This window comes from Gordonia sp. HS-NH1, from assembly GCF_001418765.1.
GTDB lineage: Bacteria > Actinomycetota > Actinomycetes > Mycobacteriales > Mycobacteriaceae > Gordonia.
The window spans coordinates 158,501-175,212 of the sequence record NZ_LIYC01000005.1 but is presented as its reverse complement, the minus strand read 5'-3'; the positions used below and the strand labels follow the sequence as shown (position 1 = coordinate 175,212).

Annotated in this window: 13 protein-coding genes; 5 read left to right on the top strand and 8 right to left on the bottom strand. The window is 68.9% G+C overall.

All coding sequences use genetic code 11. From position 1 onward, the window contains the following. Positions 1-34: 34 nt before the first annotated feature. Positions 35-1,531 (bottom strand): MFS transporter, encoded by a 1,497-nt coding sequence (locus AMD30_RS06450; RefSeq protein WP_055475095.1) that lies wholly within the window; start codon positions 1,529-1,531, stop codon positions 35-37. Between the two features lie 113 nt (positions 1,532-1,644). Continuing rightward, a complete protein-coding gene (locus AMD30_RS06445) occupies positions 1,645-2,430 on the bottom strand; it encodes an SGNH/GDSL hydrolase family protein (protein ID WP_055475094.1) in 786 nt (261 codons plus the stop codon). 524 nt (positions 2,431-2,954) lie between these two features. Between AMD30_RS06445 and AMD30_RS06440 the strand changes: the two genes are divergently transcribed. Then, positions 2,955-6,344, top strand: coding sequence for a pyruvate carboxylase (locus AMD30_RS06440; RefSeq protein WP_055475093.1), 3,390 nt, complete (start codon positions 2,955-2,957; stop codon positions 6,342-6,344). A gap of 37 nt (positions 6,345-6,381) precedes the next feature. Here the strand turns inward: AMD30_RS06440 and uraH are convergent, their stop codons facing one another. Together uraH and uraD are read right to left on the bottom strand one after the other, a co-directional pair. Beyond that, a complete protein-coding gene (uraH, locus tag AMD30_RS06435) occupies positions 6,382-6,708 on the bottom strand; it encodes a hydroxyisourate hydrolase (RefSeq protein ID WP_055475092.1) in 327 nt (108 codons plus the stop codon). After that, entirely contained in the window at positions 6,705-7,208 is a 504-nt protein-coding gene (gene uraD, locus AMD30_RS06430) for a 2-oxo-4-hydroxy-4-carboxy-5-ureidoimidazoline decarboxylase (RefSeq protein ID WP_055475091.1), read from the bottom strand. The genes uraH and uraD overlap by 4 nt, the downstream gene beginning before the upstream one ends. A 51-nt stretch (positions 7,209-7,259) precedes the next feature. Here uraD and AMD30_RS06425 point away from each other — a divergent pair, with 51 nt between their 5' ends. Together AMD30_RS06425 and AMD30_RS06420 are read left to right on the top strand one after the other, a co-directional pair. Then, entirely contained in the window at positions 7,260-7,844 is a 585-nt protein-coding gene (locus AMD30_RS06425; RefSeq protein ID WP_055475090.1) for a nucleotidyltransferase family protein, read from the top strand. 129 nt (positions 7,845-7,973) lie between these two features. Continuing rightward, a complete protein-coding gene (locus AMD30_RS06420) occupies positions 7,974-8,744 on the top strand; it encodes a hypothetical protein (RefSeq protein WP_055475089.1) in 771 nt (256 codons plus the stop codon). 21 nt (positions 8,745-8,765) lie between these two features. Here the strand turns inward: AMD30_RS06420 and AMD30_RS06415 are convergent, their stop codons facing one another. From AMD30_RS06415 to AMD30_RS06405, 3 genes are read right to left on the bottom strand one after another with little or no spacing between them, the layout of a single operon-like run. Beyond that, entirely contained in the window at positions 8,766-10,868 is a 2,103-nt protein-coding gene (locus tag AMD30_RS06415; protein WP_055475088.1) for a xanthine dehydrogenase family protein molybdopterin-binding subunit, read from the bottom strand. Continuing rightward, positions 10,865-11,848, bottom strand: a complete 984-nt coding sequence (locus tag AMD30_RS06410) for an FAD binding domain-containing protein (RefSeq protein WP_055475087.1) — start codon at positions 11,846-11,848, stop codon at positions 10,865-10,867. The genes AMD30_RS06415 and AMD30_RS06410 overlap by 4 nt, the downstream gene beginning before the upstream one ends. Next, on the bottom strand, positions 11,845-12,366 hold the full coding sequence (locus tag AMD30_RS06405) for a 2Fe-2S iron-sulfur cluster-binding protein (RefSeq protein WP_055475121.1): 522 nt from the start codon (positions 12,364-12,366) through the stop codon (positions 11,845-11,847). The genes AMD30_RS06410 and AMD30_RS06405 overlap by 4 nt, the downstream gene beginning before the upstream one ends. Before the next feature lie 75 nt (positions 12,367-12,441). Here AMD30_RS06405 and AMD30_RS06400 point away from each other — a divergent pair, with 75 nt between their 5' ends. Both AMD30_RS06400 and AMD30_RS06395 read left to right on the top strand, forming a co-directional pair. Beyond that, on the top strand, positions 12,442-13,752 hold the full coding sequence (locus tag AMD30_RS06400; protein WP_055475086.1) for an NAD(P)/FAD-dependent oxidoreductase: 1,311 nt from the start codon (positions 12,442-12,444) through the stop codon (positions 13,750-13,752). 180 nt (positions 13,753-13,932) lie between these two features. Then, the gene (locus AMD30_RS06395; RefSeq protein WP_055475085.1) at positions 13,933-15,060 is read left to right on the top strand and encodes a nitronate monooxygenase; all 1,128 of its coding nucleotides are present in this window, start codon (positions 13,933-13,935) and stop codon (positions 15,058-15,060) included. Between the two features lie 49 nt (positions 15,061-15,109). Here the strand turns inward: AMD30_RS06395 and AMD30_RS06390 are convergent, their stop codons facing one another. Next, on the bottom strand, positions 15,110-16,636 hold the full coding sequence (locus AMD30_RS06390) for a PAS domain S-box protein (protein WP_156354184.1): 1,527 nt from the start codon (positions 16,634-16,636) through the stop codon (positions 15,110-15,112). Positions 16,637-16,712 lie beyond the last annotated feature (76 nt).

The following is a 16,712-nucleotide window of genomic DNA, read 5'->3' as shown; positions in this document are numbered from 1 at the left end:
GGGCCGGCGACCCGGCCCACAGGTGACCGGGTCGTCAGACCGGGGTCTCGGTGCTGCGGCCGTGCGCGGGAATCGCGAAGGCGACCACGGCGGCGATCGCACTCATGACGAGGGCGATGGCCGACGCCCACAGGTAGCCCTCGGCGGTCGGCACCTCGATCGCGGTGCCGTCGGCGACGGGAACCGAGATCATCGACCACGTCAGCAGCATGCCGACCGCGGCGGCGGCCGTCGAGGTGCCGATGATCCGCATGAGGGCGTTGACGCCGTTGGACTCGCCGGTCTGCTCGACGCTGACCGACTGCATGATGAGCGCCGGCATCGCGGAGTAGGCGATGCCGAGACCGGCGCCGATGCAGCAGGCGATGACCATCATGTGGATCCAGGTGAGGTCCCACGGGCCGGCGATCCCGACGATGAAGATCACGTAGCCGATGCCGATGATGACCGCGCCCAGGGCGAGGGAGATGCGGGCGCCGAAGACGGCGTTGATGCGACCGCTGATGTGTGAGAACACGAACATGACCAGACCGCTGGGCGCGAGGATGAGACTCGCGTGCACCATGTCGTACCCGAAGCCGTCCGGGCTGTTCGTCGGGGCCATCAGCAACTGGATCGGGATGAGTTGCATCGCGTAGAAGGCGAAACCGGTCGCGATCGACGCCAGATTCGTCAACAGCAGCGGGCGCTTGCCCAGGATGCGGAGATCGATCAACGGACTGTCGCGACGGAGTTCGACGAGGACCCACACGCCCAGCGACACGAGGAAGCCGGCGAACAGGCCGAGCGTCAGCGGAGCGGACCATCCCCACTCGGCGCCCTTGGACAACGGCAGCAGCAGACAGACGAGGAGCACCGTCAGACCGAGGGCGCCGAGCGCGTCGAACCGGCCGCCGGAGGGCTTGGCGGTGGAGCGGACCGTGAGGGCCACGCCGACACCGGCCAGCGTCGCGGCACCCGCACACGACCAGAACAGGGCGTGCCAGCTCACGTGTTGGGCGATGAGGGCGGCGACGGGGAGCCCGAGCGCACCGCCGATGCCGAGTGAGGCGCTCATCGTTCCCACCGACGAGCCGAGGTGGCGGGGCGGGACGATGTCGCGCATGACGCTGATGCCGAGCGCGACGATGCCGAAACCCAGCCCCTGGAGACCGCGGCCGATGATGAACAGCGGGAGCGACGTCGCGACCGCGCAGGCCACGGAACCCGCTGCGACGAAGCCGAGACTGACCAGGATGGCGAGGCGTTTGCCGTACATGTCGCCGATCCGCCCGCCGATGGGGGTGGCGACCGCGCCGAGCAGCAGCGTGATCGTGATCGCCCACGTGGTGTCGGAGGCATCGGCGTGCAGCAGCGCGGGGAGCTGAGGGATGAGCGGCACGATGATCGTCTGCATCAATGCGACAACGATGCCGGCGAGGCAGAGCACGGCCACCGCGAGCCGCGGGTGGGGCTTCTCGGCGGTGGGATCGGGGGGCGGGAGGTCCGGAGTGCTGTCCGTCGTTCCGTCGGCGTCGGTGCGGCTGGTCACGCCGTCATCCCGCTGGTTCCGCTCATCGATTGTGCACACCTCCGAACGACCAGGATATCCGGCGGGCCGCGGGTGCAGACGTTCGCACCCGGCGGGAAGCCTCGGCGTCCGGGCTACGCGAGGTCTGCCAGGCCGACGGGACGGGGCCAGCGCGGGGTGAGTCCGTCGCCCGACGAGACGCCGCGGATGCGGCGCACCACCCAGGGGCCGAGAAAGGTCCGCGCCCACTCCGCGTTCTGACGCCGCTGCTCCCGCCGGGTGGCGACCGCGGCGGCGGCCATCGTCTCGGGCGTGATGTGGTGGTCGACGCCGAGCAGGTCGAGGACCCGGCCGGCCATCTGTGCGTGACCGAGCGGCGACATGTGCAGGCGATCGGCGTCCCACATGCGGTAGTCGTCATAACCGGCCATCCGCCAGAAGTCGCAGATCAGTGCACCGTGCTTCTCGGCGACCGCCCGGACGAGTTCGTTGTAGATGGCGACCCGTCCACGCAGCATCCGGAACACCGGAGCCCATCCGGTGTCGTAGGCGGTGAAGACGACGACGGTGGCGCCCGTCGCGGTCAGGTCGCGCAGGGCCTCGTCGTACCGCGCGATCATCGCGTCGAGGTCGAGGGACGGGCGCATGAGATCGTTGCCGCCGGCGTAGATGGTGACCAGGTCGGGCTCCAGGGCGATCGCCGGACCGATCTGCTGGGCGAGCACCTCGTCGAGCAACCGGCCGCGGATGGCCAGGTTCGCATAGCCGAAGCCCGCCCCGCCCTCGGCGGACGCCGCGGCGGCGAGTTGTTCGGCGACACGGTCGGCCCACCCGCGTACCCCGTTGGGTCGGGCCGGGTCCGGATCGCCGACTCCCTCGGTGAACGAGTCGCCCAAGGCGACGTAACGGGTGAAGCCCACGGCAACGCCTTCCGGTCGGATCGGAGTGGTTCCGACGACGCTAATCCCGTGCGCCGTCGGCCGACAAAGCGAGCCCGTGACAGAGCGATCGGTCGGCATTCCGACGGAGCGATCGATCGGCATTCGCGAATTCCCGACGCTGCGGATCTCTCATTGTCGAATCCTGCTGGAGAGTATTTCTCAACACTGCGGCAATGAGTGCCACGTACATTGCGCGGCAATTGTTTTCGATCACCTTTCCCGAGGCGTCACAGTGCCGTGCCGCCGCCTTTCCGACGCGGTGGACGGCGTCGGGGAGCACGGTTTCCGAGGGGGTCGAAGGCGGTGTGAGGGGGTGGCCGAACGGCCGGTCTCGGTGAGTAGGATCACGACGTGAACTGCCCGTGGAAACGGGTCGGCGTCGTCGGGACATTCGCGTCGATCCGTGCCCGCCGGGAGTTTGTTCGCGCGATCTCCACCGCGATTGTGCGAGTCGCTGAGCACGCGCCGGACCGGCGCAGGCGTGAGAGAAAGAGAACACCACGATGTTCGACAAGGTTCTGGTCGCCAACCGCGGCGAGATCGCCATCCGCGCATTCCGCGCCGCCTACGAACTGGGCGCGCGCACGGTCGCGATCTTCCCGTACGAGGATCGCAACTCGGTGCACCGGCTGAAGGCCGACGAGTCCTACCAGATCGGGGTGCCGGGACATCCGGTTCGGGCCTACCTGTCGGTCGACGAGGTCGTCAGCGCGGCGGTCCGGTGTGGCGCCGATGCTATCTACCCCGGTTACGGATTCCTGTCGGAGAACCAGGGTCTCGCCGCCGCGTGCGCGGAGGCGGGCATCACCTTCGTGGGCCCGAGCGCCGAGATCCTGGAGATGACCGGCAACAAGGCGACCGCGGTGGCCGCGGCGAAGGCGGCTGGGATCCCCGTGCTCGCGAGCTCGGAGCCGTCGTCGGATCTCGACGAGTTGCTCGCCGCGGCGGAGGACATGCAGTTCCCGGTCTTCGTCAAGGCGGTCGCGGGTGGCGGCGGGCGGGGGATGCGCCGCGTCGACGAGCGTGCCGACCTCGCCGAGGCCATCGCGGCCGCGTCGCGCGAGGCCGAGGCCGCGTTCGGCGACGCGACGGTGTTCCTGGAGCAGGCCGTGGTCAACCCGCGGCACATCGAGGTGCAGATCCTCGCCGACACCTACGGCAACGTCATCCACCTCTACGAGCGCGACTGCAGCCTGCAGCGCCGCCATCAGAAGGTGATCGAGCTCGCGCCCGCACCGAACCTCTCCGACGAGTTGCGCGAGCAGATCTGCTCGGACGCAGTGGCTTTCGCGCGATCGATCGGCTACTCGTGCGCGGGCACGGTGGAGTTCCTGCTCGACGAACAGGGTCGCCACGTGTTCATCGAGATGAACCCGCGTATCCAGGTCGAGCACACGGTGACCGAGGAGATCACCGACGTCGACCTCGTCAGCGCGCAGCTGCGCATCGCATCGGGGGAGTCGCTGGCGGATCTCGGACTGACCCAGGACACGATCCGCATCCGCGGTGCCGCGCTGCAGTGCCGGATCACCACCGAGGACCCCGCCAACGGCTTCCGGCCCGATGTCGGGCGCATCACCGCCTACCGTAGCCCCGGCGGTGCCGGCGTCCGGCTCGACGGCGGTGCGAACCTCGGCGCCGAGGTGAGTGGCCACTTCGACTCGATGCTCGTCAAACTGACTTGTCGCGGACGGGATTTCCCGACCGCGGTGCGGCGTGCGCGCCGCGCCGTGGCCGAGTTCCGAATCCGTGGCGTCGCGACCAACATCCCGTTCCTGCAGGCGGTGCTCGACGATCCGGATTTCCGCGCCGGGCGCGTCACGACCTCGTTCATCGACGAGCGTCCCGGTCTGCTGACCTCGCGTTCGTCAGCCGACCGCGGTACCAAGATCCTGTCGTACCTGGCCGACGTCACCGTGAACAAGCCGCACGGTGAGCGGCCCACCACGGTGTACCCGCGCGACAAGCTGCCGACCGTCGAGCGTTCGGTGCTCGCCTCGCCGCCGAACGGCTCGCGGCAGCGTCTGCTGGAGCTCGGACCCGAGGGGTTCGCGCGCGACCTGCGCGAGAACCCGCGGCTGGGCATCACCGACACGACGTTCCGCGATGCGCACCAATCGCTGCTCGCGACTCGCGTGCGCACCAACGGGCTGCTCAACGTGGCGCCGTACGTGGCCGCGCTGACCCCCGAACTGCTGTCCGTCGAGTGCTGGGGCGGGGCGACCTACGATGTGGCGCTTCGCTTCCTGAAAGAAGACCCGTGGGATCGGCTGGCGCAGTTGCGGGAGGCGATCCCCAACATCTGTCTGCAGATGCTGTTGCGCGGCGCCAACACGGTCGGCTACACGCCGTATCCCACCAAGGTGACGACCGCGTTCGTGTCCGAGGCGACCGACGTCGGCATCGACATCTTCCGGATCTTCGACGCCCTCAACAACATCGACGCGATGCGACCCGCGATCGACGCGGTCCGCGAGACCGGCACGGCGGTGGCCGAGGTGGCGATGAGCTACACCGGCGATCTGTCCGACCCGGGCGAGGACCTCTACACGCTCGACTACTACCTGCGGCTGGCCGAACAGATCGTGGAGGCGGGCGCGCACGTCCTGGCGATCAAGGACATGGCGGGTCTGCTGCGCGCTCCCGCGGCGACCACCCTGGTGTCGGCGCTGCGGCGTGAGTTCGATCTGCCGATCCACGTGCACACCCACGACACCCCGGGCGGACAGCTGGCGACCTACATGGCCGCGTGGCAGGCGGGGGCCGACGCGGTCGACGGCGCCAGTGCCGCGCTGGCGGGCACCACGAGCCAGCCGCCGCTGTCGGCGATCGTCGCCGCGACCGCCCACACCGAGCGGGACAGCGGCATCGACCTCGCGCGGGTGTGTGACCTCGAGCCGTACTGGGAGGCGCTGCGAAAGGTGTACTCGCCGTTCGAGTCCGGTCTCCCGGCGCCGACCGGGCGGGTCTACTCGCACGAGATCCCGGGCGGGCAGCTGTCGAACCTGCGGCAGCAGGCCATCTCCCTCGGGCTGGGCAACCGGTTCGAGGCCGTCGAGCAGGCGTACGCCGCCGCTGATTCGATGCTCGGCCGACTGGTCAAGGTGACCCCGTCGTCGAAGGTCGTCGGCGACCTCGCGCTCGCGCTGGTCGGCCGCGGCATCACCGCCTCGGACTTCGCGGCCGACCCGGCGTCCTACGACATCCCGGACTCGGTGATCGGCTTCCTGCGCGGCGAGCTGGGCGACCCACCCGGTGGCTGGCCCGAACCGCTGCGCACCCTCGCGCTGCAGGGCCGCGCGCCGGCCCCCGAGGTCACCCCACTGTCCGCCGACGACGAGGCCATCCTCGACAAGCCGGGTCGTGACCGTCAGGTCCGGCTCAACCACCTGCTCTTCCCCGGTCCGGCAAAGGAATTCGAGGAGCACTACGAGGCCTACGGTGACACGTCGAGGCTCTCGGCCAACCAGTTCTTCTACGGACTGCGCTACGGCGAGGAACACCGCGTCGAACTCGAACCCGGTGTCGATCTGCTCATCGGGCTGGAGGCGGTCAGCGAACCGGACGAGCAGGGCATGCGGACCGTCATGTGCGTCCTGAACGGTCAGCTGCGCCCGATCGCGGTGCGCGACCACTCCGTCGACTCGGCTGTCGCGTCGGCGGAGAAGGCGGACCGCTCCAACCCGCACCACATCGGTGCCCCGTTCGCGGGCGTCGTGTCGCTGTCGGTCGACGTCGGCGACGAGGTCGCCGTCGGCGCGACGATCGGCACCATCGAGGCGATGAAGATGGAGGCGGCGATCACCGCCCCGGTCGCGGGCACCGTGACCCGACTCGCCATCGGACAGGTGACGCAGGTCGCGCCGGGGGATCTGCTGATCGAGATCCGCTGAGCAGATCGGCGGCGGGGCGCCTGGCCCCGCCGCCGGTTCAGCTACCCCGGTACGTCGAGTAGGCGAAGGGGCTCAACAGGATCGGTACGTGGTGATGTCGCCCGGGATCGTCGATCTCGAAACAGACGTCGATCTCGGGATAGAAACCCTTGATGTCGTTGTCGGCAAACCAGTTACCGGTGTCGAAGACGAGGTGGTAGATCCCGGGGACGAGCGCCTCGGTGTTCACTGCGGTGATGCGACCGTCCGAATCAGTGCTGCCGCTGGACAATTCGGTCCCCGACGCATCCTGCAGGGACACCTCGAGGCCGACGGCGGGTGAACCCGACACCGCGTCGAGGACGTGCGTGGACAGACCGGTCATCTCGAAATCCCTTCGTCGGCGGCGTGCTCGGTCGACAGCATACGGAGCAGGCGGGCGCGGTTGATCTTCGCCAGTTCCGCACGCAGTACCCGGCGTTCGGTGGAGGCGTCGTTGGTCATCCGTGTCCGGAGGATGGCGAGCAGCTCGTCGGCGGGCCGCTCGTTCGCGAAGACCAGGTAGACGTGCCCGAACCGCGCCTCGTAGGCGACATTGGCGTCTCTCAGCTCGGCGAGCACCGAGGCCGACGAGCCCGCCACCCCGGACTGTTCGCGCGCCGACGAGGCGTTGTCGGGCCGGTCGCCGATCCGCGGATGCCCGGCGAGCGCCTCGTCGAGGTCGTCCTCGCTGATCTCGGCCAGTGCTCGATCGGCGGCATCGAGCACAGCGGGTACATCGCCGAAGGGCCGCGCGAGCATCATGCGCTCGACCCAGGCCGTCGATGCGCAACAGCTGCGCAGTGCTGCACGGGCTTCGTCGTCGTCCATCTCGTTGAGCCGCATGATGACCAGCCTAGGAGGCGTGGTCGCTGACGGCGCGTGGAAGATGGGGCGATGGACGACGTCACCGGGACAGCGCCCCCGGACGACCCCGCGGGACGGGTGCTCGGTGTGGTACTCGCCGCCGGAGCCGGGACCAGGTACGGGATGCCGAAGATCCTCGCGCACGACGGCCAGTGGCTCGAGCGGGCGGTCGCGGCGTTGCGCGACGGCGGTTGTTCCGAGGTGACGGTCGCCATGGGCGCCGCGGTCGTCGAACCACCGGCCGGTGCCGAGACGCTGATCGTCGAGGACTGGGCCGACGGCGTCGGCGCCACGGTGGCGGCGGCCCTGCGGTGGGCGATGGCACGACCGGACGCGGCGGGGCTGACGGTGCACGTGGTCGACACCCCGGCCACGGGCGCCGACGTCGTAGCCCGCGTTCTGGGCGCGGCATCGGGTGACCGCGCACTTCTCGCGCGAGCGGTCTTCGACGGCAGTCCGGGGCACCCGGTGTACATCGGTGCCGACCATTTCGGACCGGCTCTGCGTGTGGTCGATGGTGACGTGGGTGCTCAGGTGTATCTCCGGTCCCGGGCGGTGACCCGCGTCGAGTGCGGGGATCTGGCGCCCGGCGTGGACATCGACGAGCGGCCCTGACCGGGGATCAGCGTGCCCATTTCGAGACCTTCTCGTCGCCGTTCCGGTGCACGGTGATCCCACGTGGGACGACGTCCATGTCTAGGGTGCAGACATAGCCGGGTAACGGAGCGCTATTCGTCGAAGCGGGTGATCACCGTGGCGCACGATCGTCGTCGACGCCTCACCGCGATTCTCGCCGCGCTCGTCGTGGGAGCCGGCCTCGCGGCATGCGCCACCGGGCCCGACGGACCGGAGCGGACACCGCCGGCCCACGCCGCGCAGGACGCGCATCTGCCGCCCGGATTCGACACCACCTTCCGCTGGACCGCGACCGGTGTCCTCGATCCACAGTCCGCCGAGGGCACCTTCGTCCGAGCCTTCACCGAGTCCTTCGAACTCGCCAACGCCGGACGGTCGGCGCGGTGGGGCTACCCCGGTTTCGCCGACGCCGCGCCGTCGAACATCGACCAGATGGTGACGGCGTACCCCCCGATCCAGTCGACCTCGGGCCGCGAGGTCGGCACCGCCTTCTATCAGGGGTTGCGCCGCGTCGACGACAACGGCTGGGCGCGAATCGTGATGTGCCGTCACGGGTATCGGTCGGTGCAGCAGAACGGCGAGTGGACCGTCGGATACGACACCCCGCGGCCGGTTGAGATCGACATCCGCCGCGTGGGAACCGATCCCGCGGCCGCACCACGCGGGGGCGAGCGGACCCCCGGCGCCGACGTGTTCGGCGGCTGGTACACCTCCCGCTACGACTTCGCGGCCCTGTATCCGACGCCGACCCCGGATCAGAAGGCGTGCGCCGCAATGACTCCGGACGGTATGCCGCAGTGGCTGCCGATGGCCGACACCGAGCCGTGGCCGGCCCAGCAGCCGGTACCGGGGTGGTCGAGCTATCCGGGCGCGGCCTGACTCCGCACCGCAGGGCAGCGACTACTGGTAAGGCAGTCCGCCGAGCAGATCGTCGAGGTGCGCCGGCAGGTCCCGGACCCGTACCCCGGTGGCGTTGTAGATCGCGTTGACCACCGCGGCGGCACTGCCGACGATCCCGATCTCGCCCGCACCGCGCGAACCCATCGGGGTGGCGTGCTCGTCGCGGTCGTCGAGGCAGATCGCGTCGACGTCGGCGATGTCGGCGTGCACGGGAATGTGGTACTCGGCGAGATCCTGCGTGACCACGTGTCCGAACCGGTGATCGCGGACGCTCTCCTCATGCAACGCCATCGAGATACCGAAGGTCATGCCGCCGATGAGTTGCGAACGGACGGTGCGCGGGTTGATGGCGCGGCCGATGGAGAACACCCCGAGCATGCGCGGGATGCGGATCTCCCCGGTGTCGATGTCGACGCCGACCTCGACGAAGTGCGCGCCGAACGAGGCCACGGTGAACTTCTCGAGATCGGGGTTGTCCGCCGCCTCCGCGCTGAGTTCGGCGTCCGGAGGCGGATCGTCGCCGAAACGTGCACGGAACTGATGCGCGGCGGTGACGATGGCCGATCCCCAGGACGAGGTGCCCGACGAACCGCCGGCGACGGTCGCGCTGGGCAGCGCGCTGTCGCCGATCTCGATGTCGACGACGTCGGTGGGTACGTCGAGCGCGTCGGCGGCGATGATCTTCAGGGTCGTCCACGCACCGGTGCCGATGTCGGTGGCGGCGATCCGGACCGTGTACCGCCCGTCGCGATGGGTGATCGACGCCGCGTTGCCCGGCTGCACCATGTGGGGATAGGTCGACGACGCGACCCCCAGGCCGACCAGCTGCCGACCGTTCCGGCGGGCCGCCGGCTCCGCCACACGCCGCTCCCAGCCGAATCGTCGGGCTCCCTCGCGGAAACAGTCGAGTAGCCGCCGCGACGACCACGGGTTGCCCGTCTCGGGGTCCTCGGGCGGTTCGTTGCGCACTCGCAACTCGATCGGATCGAGGTCGAGGGCATGTGCCAGTTCGTCCATGGCGACCTCGCCGGCGAACATCCCCGGAGCCTCGCCGGGCGCACGCATCCAGAACGGGACCGGGACATCGAGGGGGACGACGTGGTGATCGGTCCGCCGATGGTCGGCCGAGTACATCGATCGTGAGGTGACCGCGGCCTGCTCGGCGAACTCCCCGGCATGTGCGCTGTGGGTGAATGCCTCGTGCACCATCGCGGTGATGTGGCCGTCCCGATCGGCGGCCAGCCGCAGACGGGATCGGGTGGGCGCGCGGTGTCCGACGAAGACGAACATGTGCTGCCGGGTCACCGCGAACTTCACCGGACGACCGGGCAGGCGCATGGCCGCCATGGCCGCGAGCACGTCGTGCGAGTGCGGCGAGCCCTTCGACCCGAATCCACCGCCGACGTGCGGCGCCATCACCCTCATCTGCTCGGGTTCGAGACCCAGCACCGGCGCCAGCGAGGACACCACGCCCTGAGTCGACTGGGTCGAATCGTAGAGCGTGAGGACAGCGGCATCCGCATCCCAGGTGGCCACCACGGTGTGCGGCTCCATCGGGTTGTTGTGCTCCTCCGGGGTGGAGTACCACTGGTCGACCGTGACCGTGTCCCCGCCGGTGGTACTGGCCGCCTCGTCCAGGATTCGATCGGGGTCGCCGTCCTGTGAGGTGGGCTCGAACCCGCCGTTGACCTGTTCGGGCCGGTAGCTGTCGGGGTGATCGACGCGGAACTCGGTGTCGTGGGCGTCCTCGTCGTAGGTGACGGTCACCGCCGAGGCGGCTTCGCGTGCCGTCTCGGGACTCTCCGCGACGACGGCGCCGATCAGCTGCCCGCGGTAGGCGATTTCGGGCGACTGCAGGATCGTGAGGTCGCCGCTCGAGGTGTCGGCCAGTTCCGGTGCATTCTCGGGTGTGAGTACGTACAGCACACCGGGCGTCGATTCGGCTGCGGCCGTGTCAAATCCGGCGATGCGTCCGCGCGCGATGGTCGCGGTGATCGGCCACAGGTACGCGGCCTCGGTGAGGTGCTCGTAGGCATACGGCGCGGTGCCGCGCACCTTGTCGGCGCCGTCGATGCGGGCGTGGGAGGTACCGATCGCGGTCATCGAGTGCTCAGCTCCCGCAGGGTGGCGATCAGGGTGCGGCGGGCGAGGTGCACCTTGAACTCGTTGCCCTCGAGTGCACGGGCCTCGCCGAGTTCGGCATCGGCTGCCGCGGCGAACAATTCGGTCGACGGTCGCTGACCACGCAGCACCTCTTCGGCCCGCGCGGCCCGCCAGGGCTTGTGCGCGACACCGCCGAACGCGATCCGCGTTGCGCCGATGGCGTCACCGTCCATGCTCACCTCGGCCCCGACGGACACGAGCGCGAAGGCGTACGACGCACGGTCGCGCACCTTGCGGTAGGTCGACGACGAGTCCGGCAGGGGCGGTGGCACGTCGATGGCCACGATGACATCGTGCGGCTCGAGCACCGTGTCGCGCTCGGGATGCTCACCCGGGAGCCGGTAGAAGTCACCGATGTCCACCACGCGCTCGCCGTCGGGGCCTTGCACGACGATGCGCGCGTCGAGGGCGGTGAGGGCCACCGCCATGTCGGAGGGGTGGGTCGCGACGCAGGTCTCGGATGCACCCAGGATGGCGTGATACCGCGTGTATCCGCCGACGGCCGAGCAGCCCGAGCCCGGCGTCCGCTTGTTGCACGGGGTCGTGACGTCCTGGAAGTAGACGCATCTGGTGCGCTGCAACAGGTTTCCCGCATTGGTCGCGAGGTTGCGCAACTGCGGCGAGGCGCCCGAGAGCAGGGCGCGGGCCAGGACGGGGTAGCGGCGCCGGACAAGGGGATGGGCGGCGGTGTCGGCGTTGCGGGCGGTGGCGCCGAGCCGGAGCGAGCCGTCGGGGCGTTCGGTGATGTCGTCGAGCGGCAGGCGGGAGATGTCGAGCAGTGCCGGCGGGTCGGCGACGCCCAGCTTCATGTGGTCGACCAGGTTGGTGCCGCCGGCGATCAGCTTCGCGCCGTCGTGATCCCGCAGGAAGTCCACGGCGGCGAGGACGTCGGTCGCACGCTCGTAGGTGAACGGGATCATCGATCGGCCGCCTGTCGGATCGCCGCGAGGATGTTCGGGTACGCCGCGCATCGGCAGAGGTTGCCGCTCATCCGTTCCCGGATCTCGTCGTCGGCCAGCGGACTCGCGTCGCCGCTCGACGACGGGTCGAGGTCCTCGGTGACGTGGCTGGGATACCCCTGTTTCGCCTCGTCGAGCATCCCGATGGCCGAGCACAACTGGCCGGGGGTGCAGTAGCCGCACTGGAAGGCGTCCTCGTCGATGAACGCCTGCTGCATGTCGTGTAGCTCGTCACCGTCGCCCAGGCCCTCGGCGGTGACGATGTCGCTGCCCTCGTAGGAGACGGCGAAGGACAGGCAACTGACGATGCGCCTGCCGTCGACCAGCACGGTGCACGAACCGCACTGGCCGTGATCGCATCCCTTCTTGGGCGAGAAGATGCCCAGCCGGTCACGCAGACCGTCGAGCAGTGTTGTTCGCGTGTCCACGACGACGTCGTGTTCGGCACCGTTCACGGTCAAGGAGACTTTGGCTTCCACGTCGCGAGGCATACCCGTCCGTAGAGGCGGTAAACACCCGCCGAGAACCGCGAAATGTCTGGAACAATCGGTCGAATGGCCCCCTCGAGACCCAGAGTTGTTGTGATCGGTGCCGGATTCGCGGGTATGCACTGCGCCCGCAGGCTCAAGAACGAGCCGGTCGACGTCACCATCGTCGACCGCGGGACCAGCCATCTGTTCCAGCCGCTGCTGTACCAGTGCGCCACCGGTCTGTTGTCCGAGGGCGCGATCTCCAGCCCGGTTCGGCATCTGACCCGTCGGCACAAGAACCTCGACGTCGTCCTCGGCGAGGCGTCGGCCATCGACGTCGAGGGTCACGAGCTGACGGTCGACCGCATCGACGGGTCGTCGTTCCGTCTCGGCTACGACTACCTCGTGGTCGGCGCCGGCATGCGCACCGCCTACCGCGGCAACGAGACGTTCGCGGAGTTCGCGCCCGGGATGAAGACGCTCGATGACGCGCTGTCGATCCGCCGCAAGATCATGGCCGCGTTCGAGATGGCCGAGACGATCACCGACCCGGAGGAGCAGCGGTCGTGGCTCACCTTCGCGGTGGCGGGCGGCGGCCCGACCGGCGTCGAGCTCGCCGGACAGATCCGGGAGGTCGCGACCCTGGCGCTCGAGCGCGAGTTCGACGCGATCGATCCGGCGCAGGCGCGGGTGCTGCTGCTCCACGGCGGCGACCGCGTGCTGCCGTCGTTCTCGACGCGGCTCTCGGCCAGCGCCCAGCGCACGCTCGACAACCTCGGCGTCGAGACCCACCTCGGCGTGCACGTCACCGGGGTCGGAGAGGACCACGTCGAGACGACCCGCAAGGCCGACGGGACCAAGAACGTCTACCCGGCGCGCACGACGCTGTGGACGACGGGCGTCGAGGCCGTCCCCTTCGCCACCACACTCGCCCGGTCGCTGGGTGTCGAACAGGACCACGGCGGGCGGATACCGGTCGAGGACGATCTCTCGGTCCCGGGCCATCCCGACATCTTCGTCTGCGGCGACATGAGTTCCTACCGAGACCTGCCCGGGGTCGCCGAGGTGGCGATGCAGGGCGGCCGGCACGCCGGGGCGGTGATCGCGGAAACCGTTGCAGGGCAACAGGAAAGAAGTCCGTTCAGATACCGCGATCTGGGTACCGCGGCCTACATCGCCCGCCGCCACGCGATCGTCCAGTCCGGCCCGCTCCAGCTGTCGGGGTTCCTCGGCTGGGTGGCCTGGGGCGTCATCCACATCGCCTTCCTGGCGGGTGTCCGCAACCGGATGGGGACCGTCATGACGTGGGGCGCAACGCTGCTCACCGACACTCGGCGGGAGCGCGCCATCACCTACGGCAGCCCGGAGACGGCGAGGCAGCCCTACGGGCAGTGACCGGTTAGATTCGGCCCGCTCGCTTCGCTCCCGGCGCCGGGTCGATTCGGCCCGCTCGCTTCGCTCCCGGCGCCGGGACCCGAGTTCTCCCCGATTGCTTGTCCGTGACCGCCTCGCCTGGTATTGAGAGTAGAACACGTTCTAATTTTGGTTGTTCTTCTGACGGGCGAGGAGTCCTCCATGCACACCCCGATCTGCGACGAGCTCGGTATCGAGTTCCCGATCTTCGCGTTCACCCACTGCCGGGACGTGGTGGTCGCGGTGAGCAAGGCGGGCGGTTTCGGAGTGCTCGGCGCGGTTGGCTTCACCCCCGAGGAGCTCGAGATCGAGCTCAACTGGATCGACGAGCACATCGGCGACCGTCCCTACGGCGTCGACATCGTCATCCCGAACAAGTACGAGGGCATGGACTCGAACATGTCGGGCGAGGAACTCACCAAGATGTTGCAGTCGATGGTGCCGGCGGAGACCCTCGACTTCGGACGCAAGCTCCTGCGTGACCACGGCGTGCCGCTCAACGAGGACAGTGACAACTCCCTGCAGCTTCTCGGTTGGACCGAGGCCACTGCCACGCCGCAGGTCGAGATCGCGCTCCAGCACCCCAAGGTCACCCTGATCGCGAACGCCCTCGGGACGCCACCCGCCGACATGATCGAGAAGATCCAGTCCGCCGGCCGCAAGGTCGCCGCGCTGTGCGGATCGCCGAAGCAGGCCCGCAAGCACGCCGATGCGGGTGTCGACATCATCATCGCCCAGGGCGGCGAGGGCGGCGGTCACTGCGGCGAGGTCGGCTCCATCGTGCTCTGGCCGCAGGTCGTCAAAGAGGTTGCGCCGGTTCCGGTTCTGGCCGCCGGTGGCATCGGCAGCGGTGAGCAGATCGCGGCGGCGCTGGCCCTCGGGGCGCAGGGCGCGTGGACCGGATCGCAGTGGCTGATGGTCGAGGAGGCTGAGAACACCCCGGTCCAGCAGCAGACCTACATCGACGCCTCCAGCCGGGACACCGTACGGAGCCGATCGTTCACCGGCAAGCCGTGCCGCATGCTGCGCAACGACTGGACCGAGGCCTGGGAGGATCCGAAGAATCCCGATCCGCTGGGGATGCCGTTGCAGTACATGGTCTCCGGGATGGCGGTGGCCGCGACGCACAAGTACCCCGACGAGAGCATCGACGTCGCCTTCAACCCGGTCGGGCAGGTGGTCGGGCAGTTCCGCAAGGTCGAGAAGACCTCTGCGGTGATCGAGCGGTGGGTGACCGAGTACATCGACGCCACGAGCAGCCTGGACTCGTTCGCCAACGCGAACGCCTAGCCGGGGCTAATTCGCGCGGCCTCGTTTCCGTCCCGCTGATTGGATTCAATCAGCGGGACGGAAACGGCGACGCGGGAGCCGGGGAGTGGCCGGCGCCGTCCTCGGCGATCGTCGCGAGGGGGAGAGTCACCTGGACGGTGGTGCCCGACGGTTCGTTCGGCAGGTACCGGATCGTCCCGCCGTGGCGCTCGACGATGTGCTCGGAGATGATGAGCCCGATTCCGGAACCGTCCTGCTTGGACGAGAACGCGCCGGAGGCGAGGCGATCGGTGGGCGCGCCCGTCATGCCGCGTCCCTGGTCACGGATCCACACCGAGGCCAGTCCGTCGGACTCGCCGGTCTGGATCGTCAGTTCCTTCACCTCGGTTGTCGGACGGACGATCTCGTCGAGTGCGTTGACGCACAGGTTGATGATGACCTGTCCGATGAGCACGTTCTCGCCCTGGATCGGCAGGTCGCGGTCGGGGATCTCGGCGTACACGCGTACGCCCTGCTCGGCCGCGCGTAGTCGCACGAAGTACAGGCTCTCCTCGACGGTCTCGTTGAGATCCATGAGCGTCGAGGTGCTCTCGATGCGTCGTACGTAGCGGCGGACGGAGGCCACGATGTCGGCGGCGCGGTGGAGTTGCTTCTCGATCTGGTCGATGCCGTAGGCGAGGCTGCGGGCGTCGACGGTGTCGGCGGAGACGCGGGCCTTGAGCCCGCTCAGGTAGTTGGTCGACGCCGCGAGCGGTTGACCGAGCTCGTGGGCCAGGATCATCGCCATGTCACCCATCGCGTGGTAACGGCTCAGATATTGGAGGTTGGCCTCCTGGTAGGCGTTGCGGCGTTCCCATTCGACGCGGTCGGTCACGTCGCGCACGGTCAGGACCCGCGAGGAGATGCCGTCGTGGGCGACGATCTCGAGTTCGCCGGCCAGCCACACGGTGCTGCCGTCGTCCTTGATGATCTCCTGTTGGATCTCGACCGAGCCCGCTCCGTCCGTCAGCCGTTCGATGACAGGGTCACTGGTCAGCCGGGGCTCACACCGGCCGAGGTCTTCCAGATGGACGCCCGACAGCTCCGCGGGGGTGCGGCTGAACAGCTTGGCGGCCAGTGGGGAGATGTCGTCGATGCAGTTGTCGTCGTCGAGCACGACGATCCCGGCCGACGTGTGGGTCATGATGCGCTGCAACGACTCCGACACCCAGGTCAGTTCTTCCTGCAACTCGACCTCGTCGGAGATGTTGCGGAACTCGACCATCACGACCGGCCCGTCCTCGCAGCGCACCAGGGTCGCGCGGGCATCGGTGAGGAACTCGGTGCCGTCCTTGGCGCGGTACTTCCACTGTTTGCGGCTCGACCCGTGCACCACCGCGGACTGGAGCCATGCCACGCCGACCTCGCGACGGTACTGACGCTCCTGGGCGCTCATGTGGTGTGCCTTGAGGGGCTTGAGTTCCTCCAGGGTGAACCCGAAGATCCGGCACGCGGCCGGGTTGGCCCACAGGATGTTCTTCGAACTCGCCTCGTGGATGAGGATGCCGGTGCCGGTGTGCAGGATCATCTGCTCGAAGTCCCGACGGGCGGGGAACATCGCCATCACCTCACCTTCGCCGAGTTCTCGTCTTCGCCCCCGCCACGATGCCATGCAGGTGAGGACACGCAAGTAA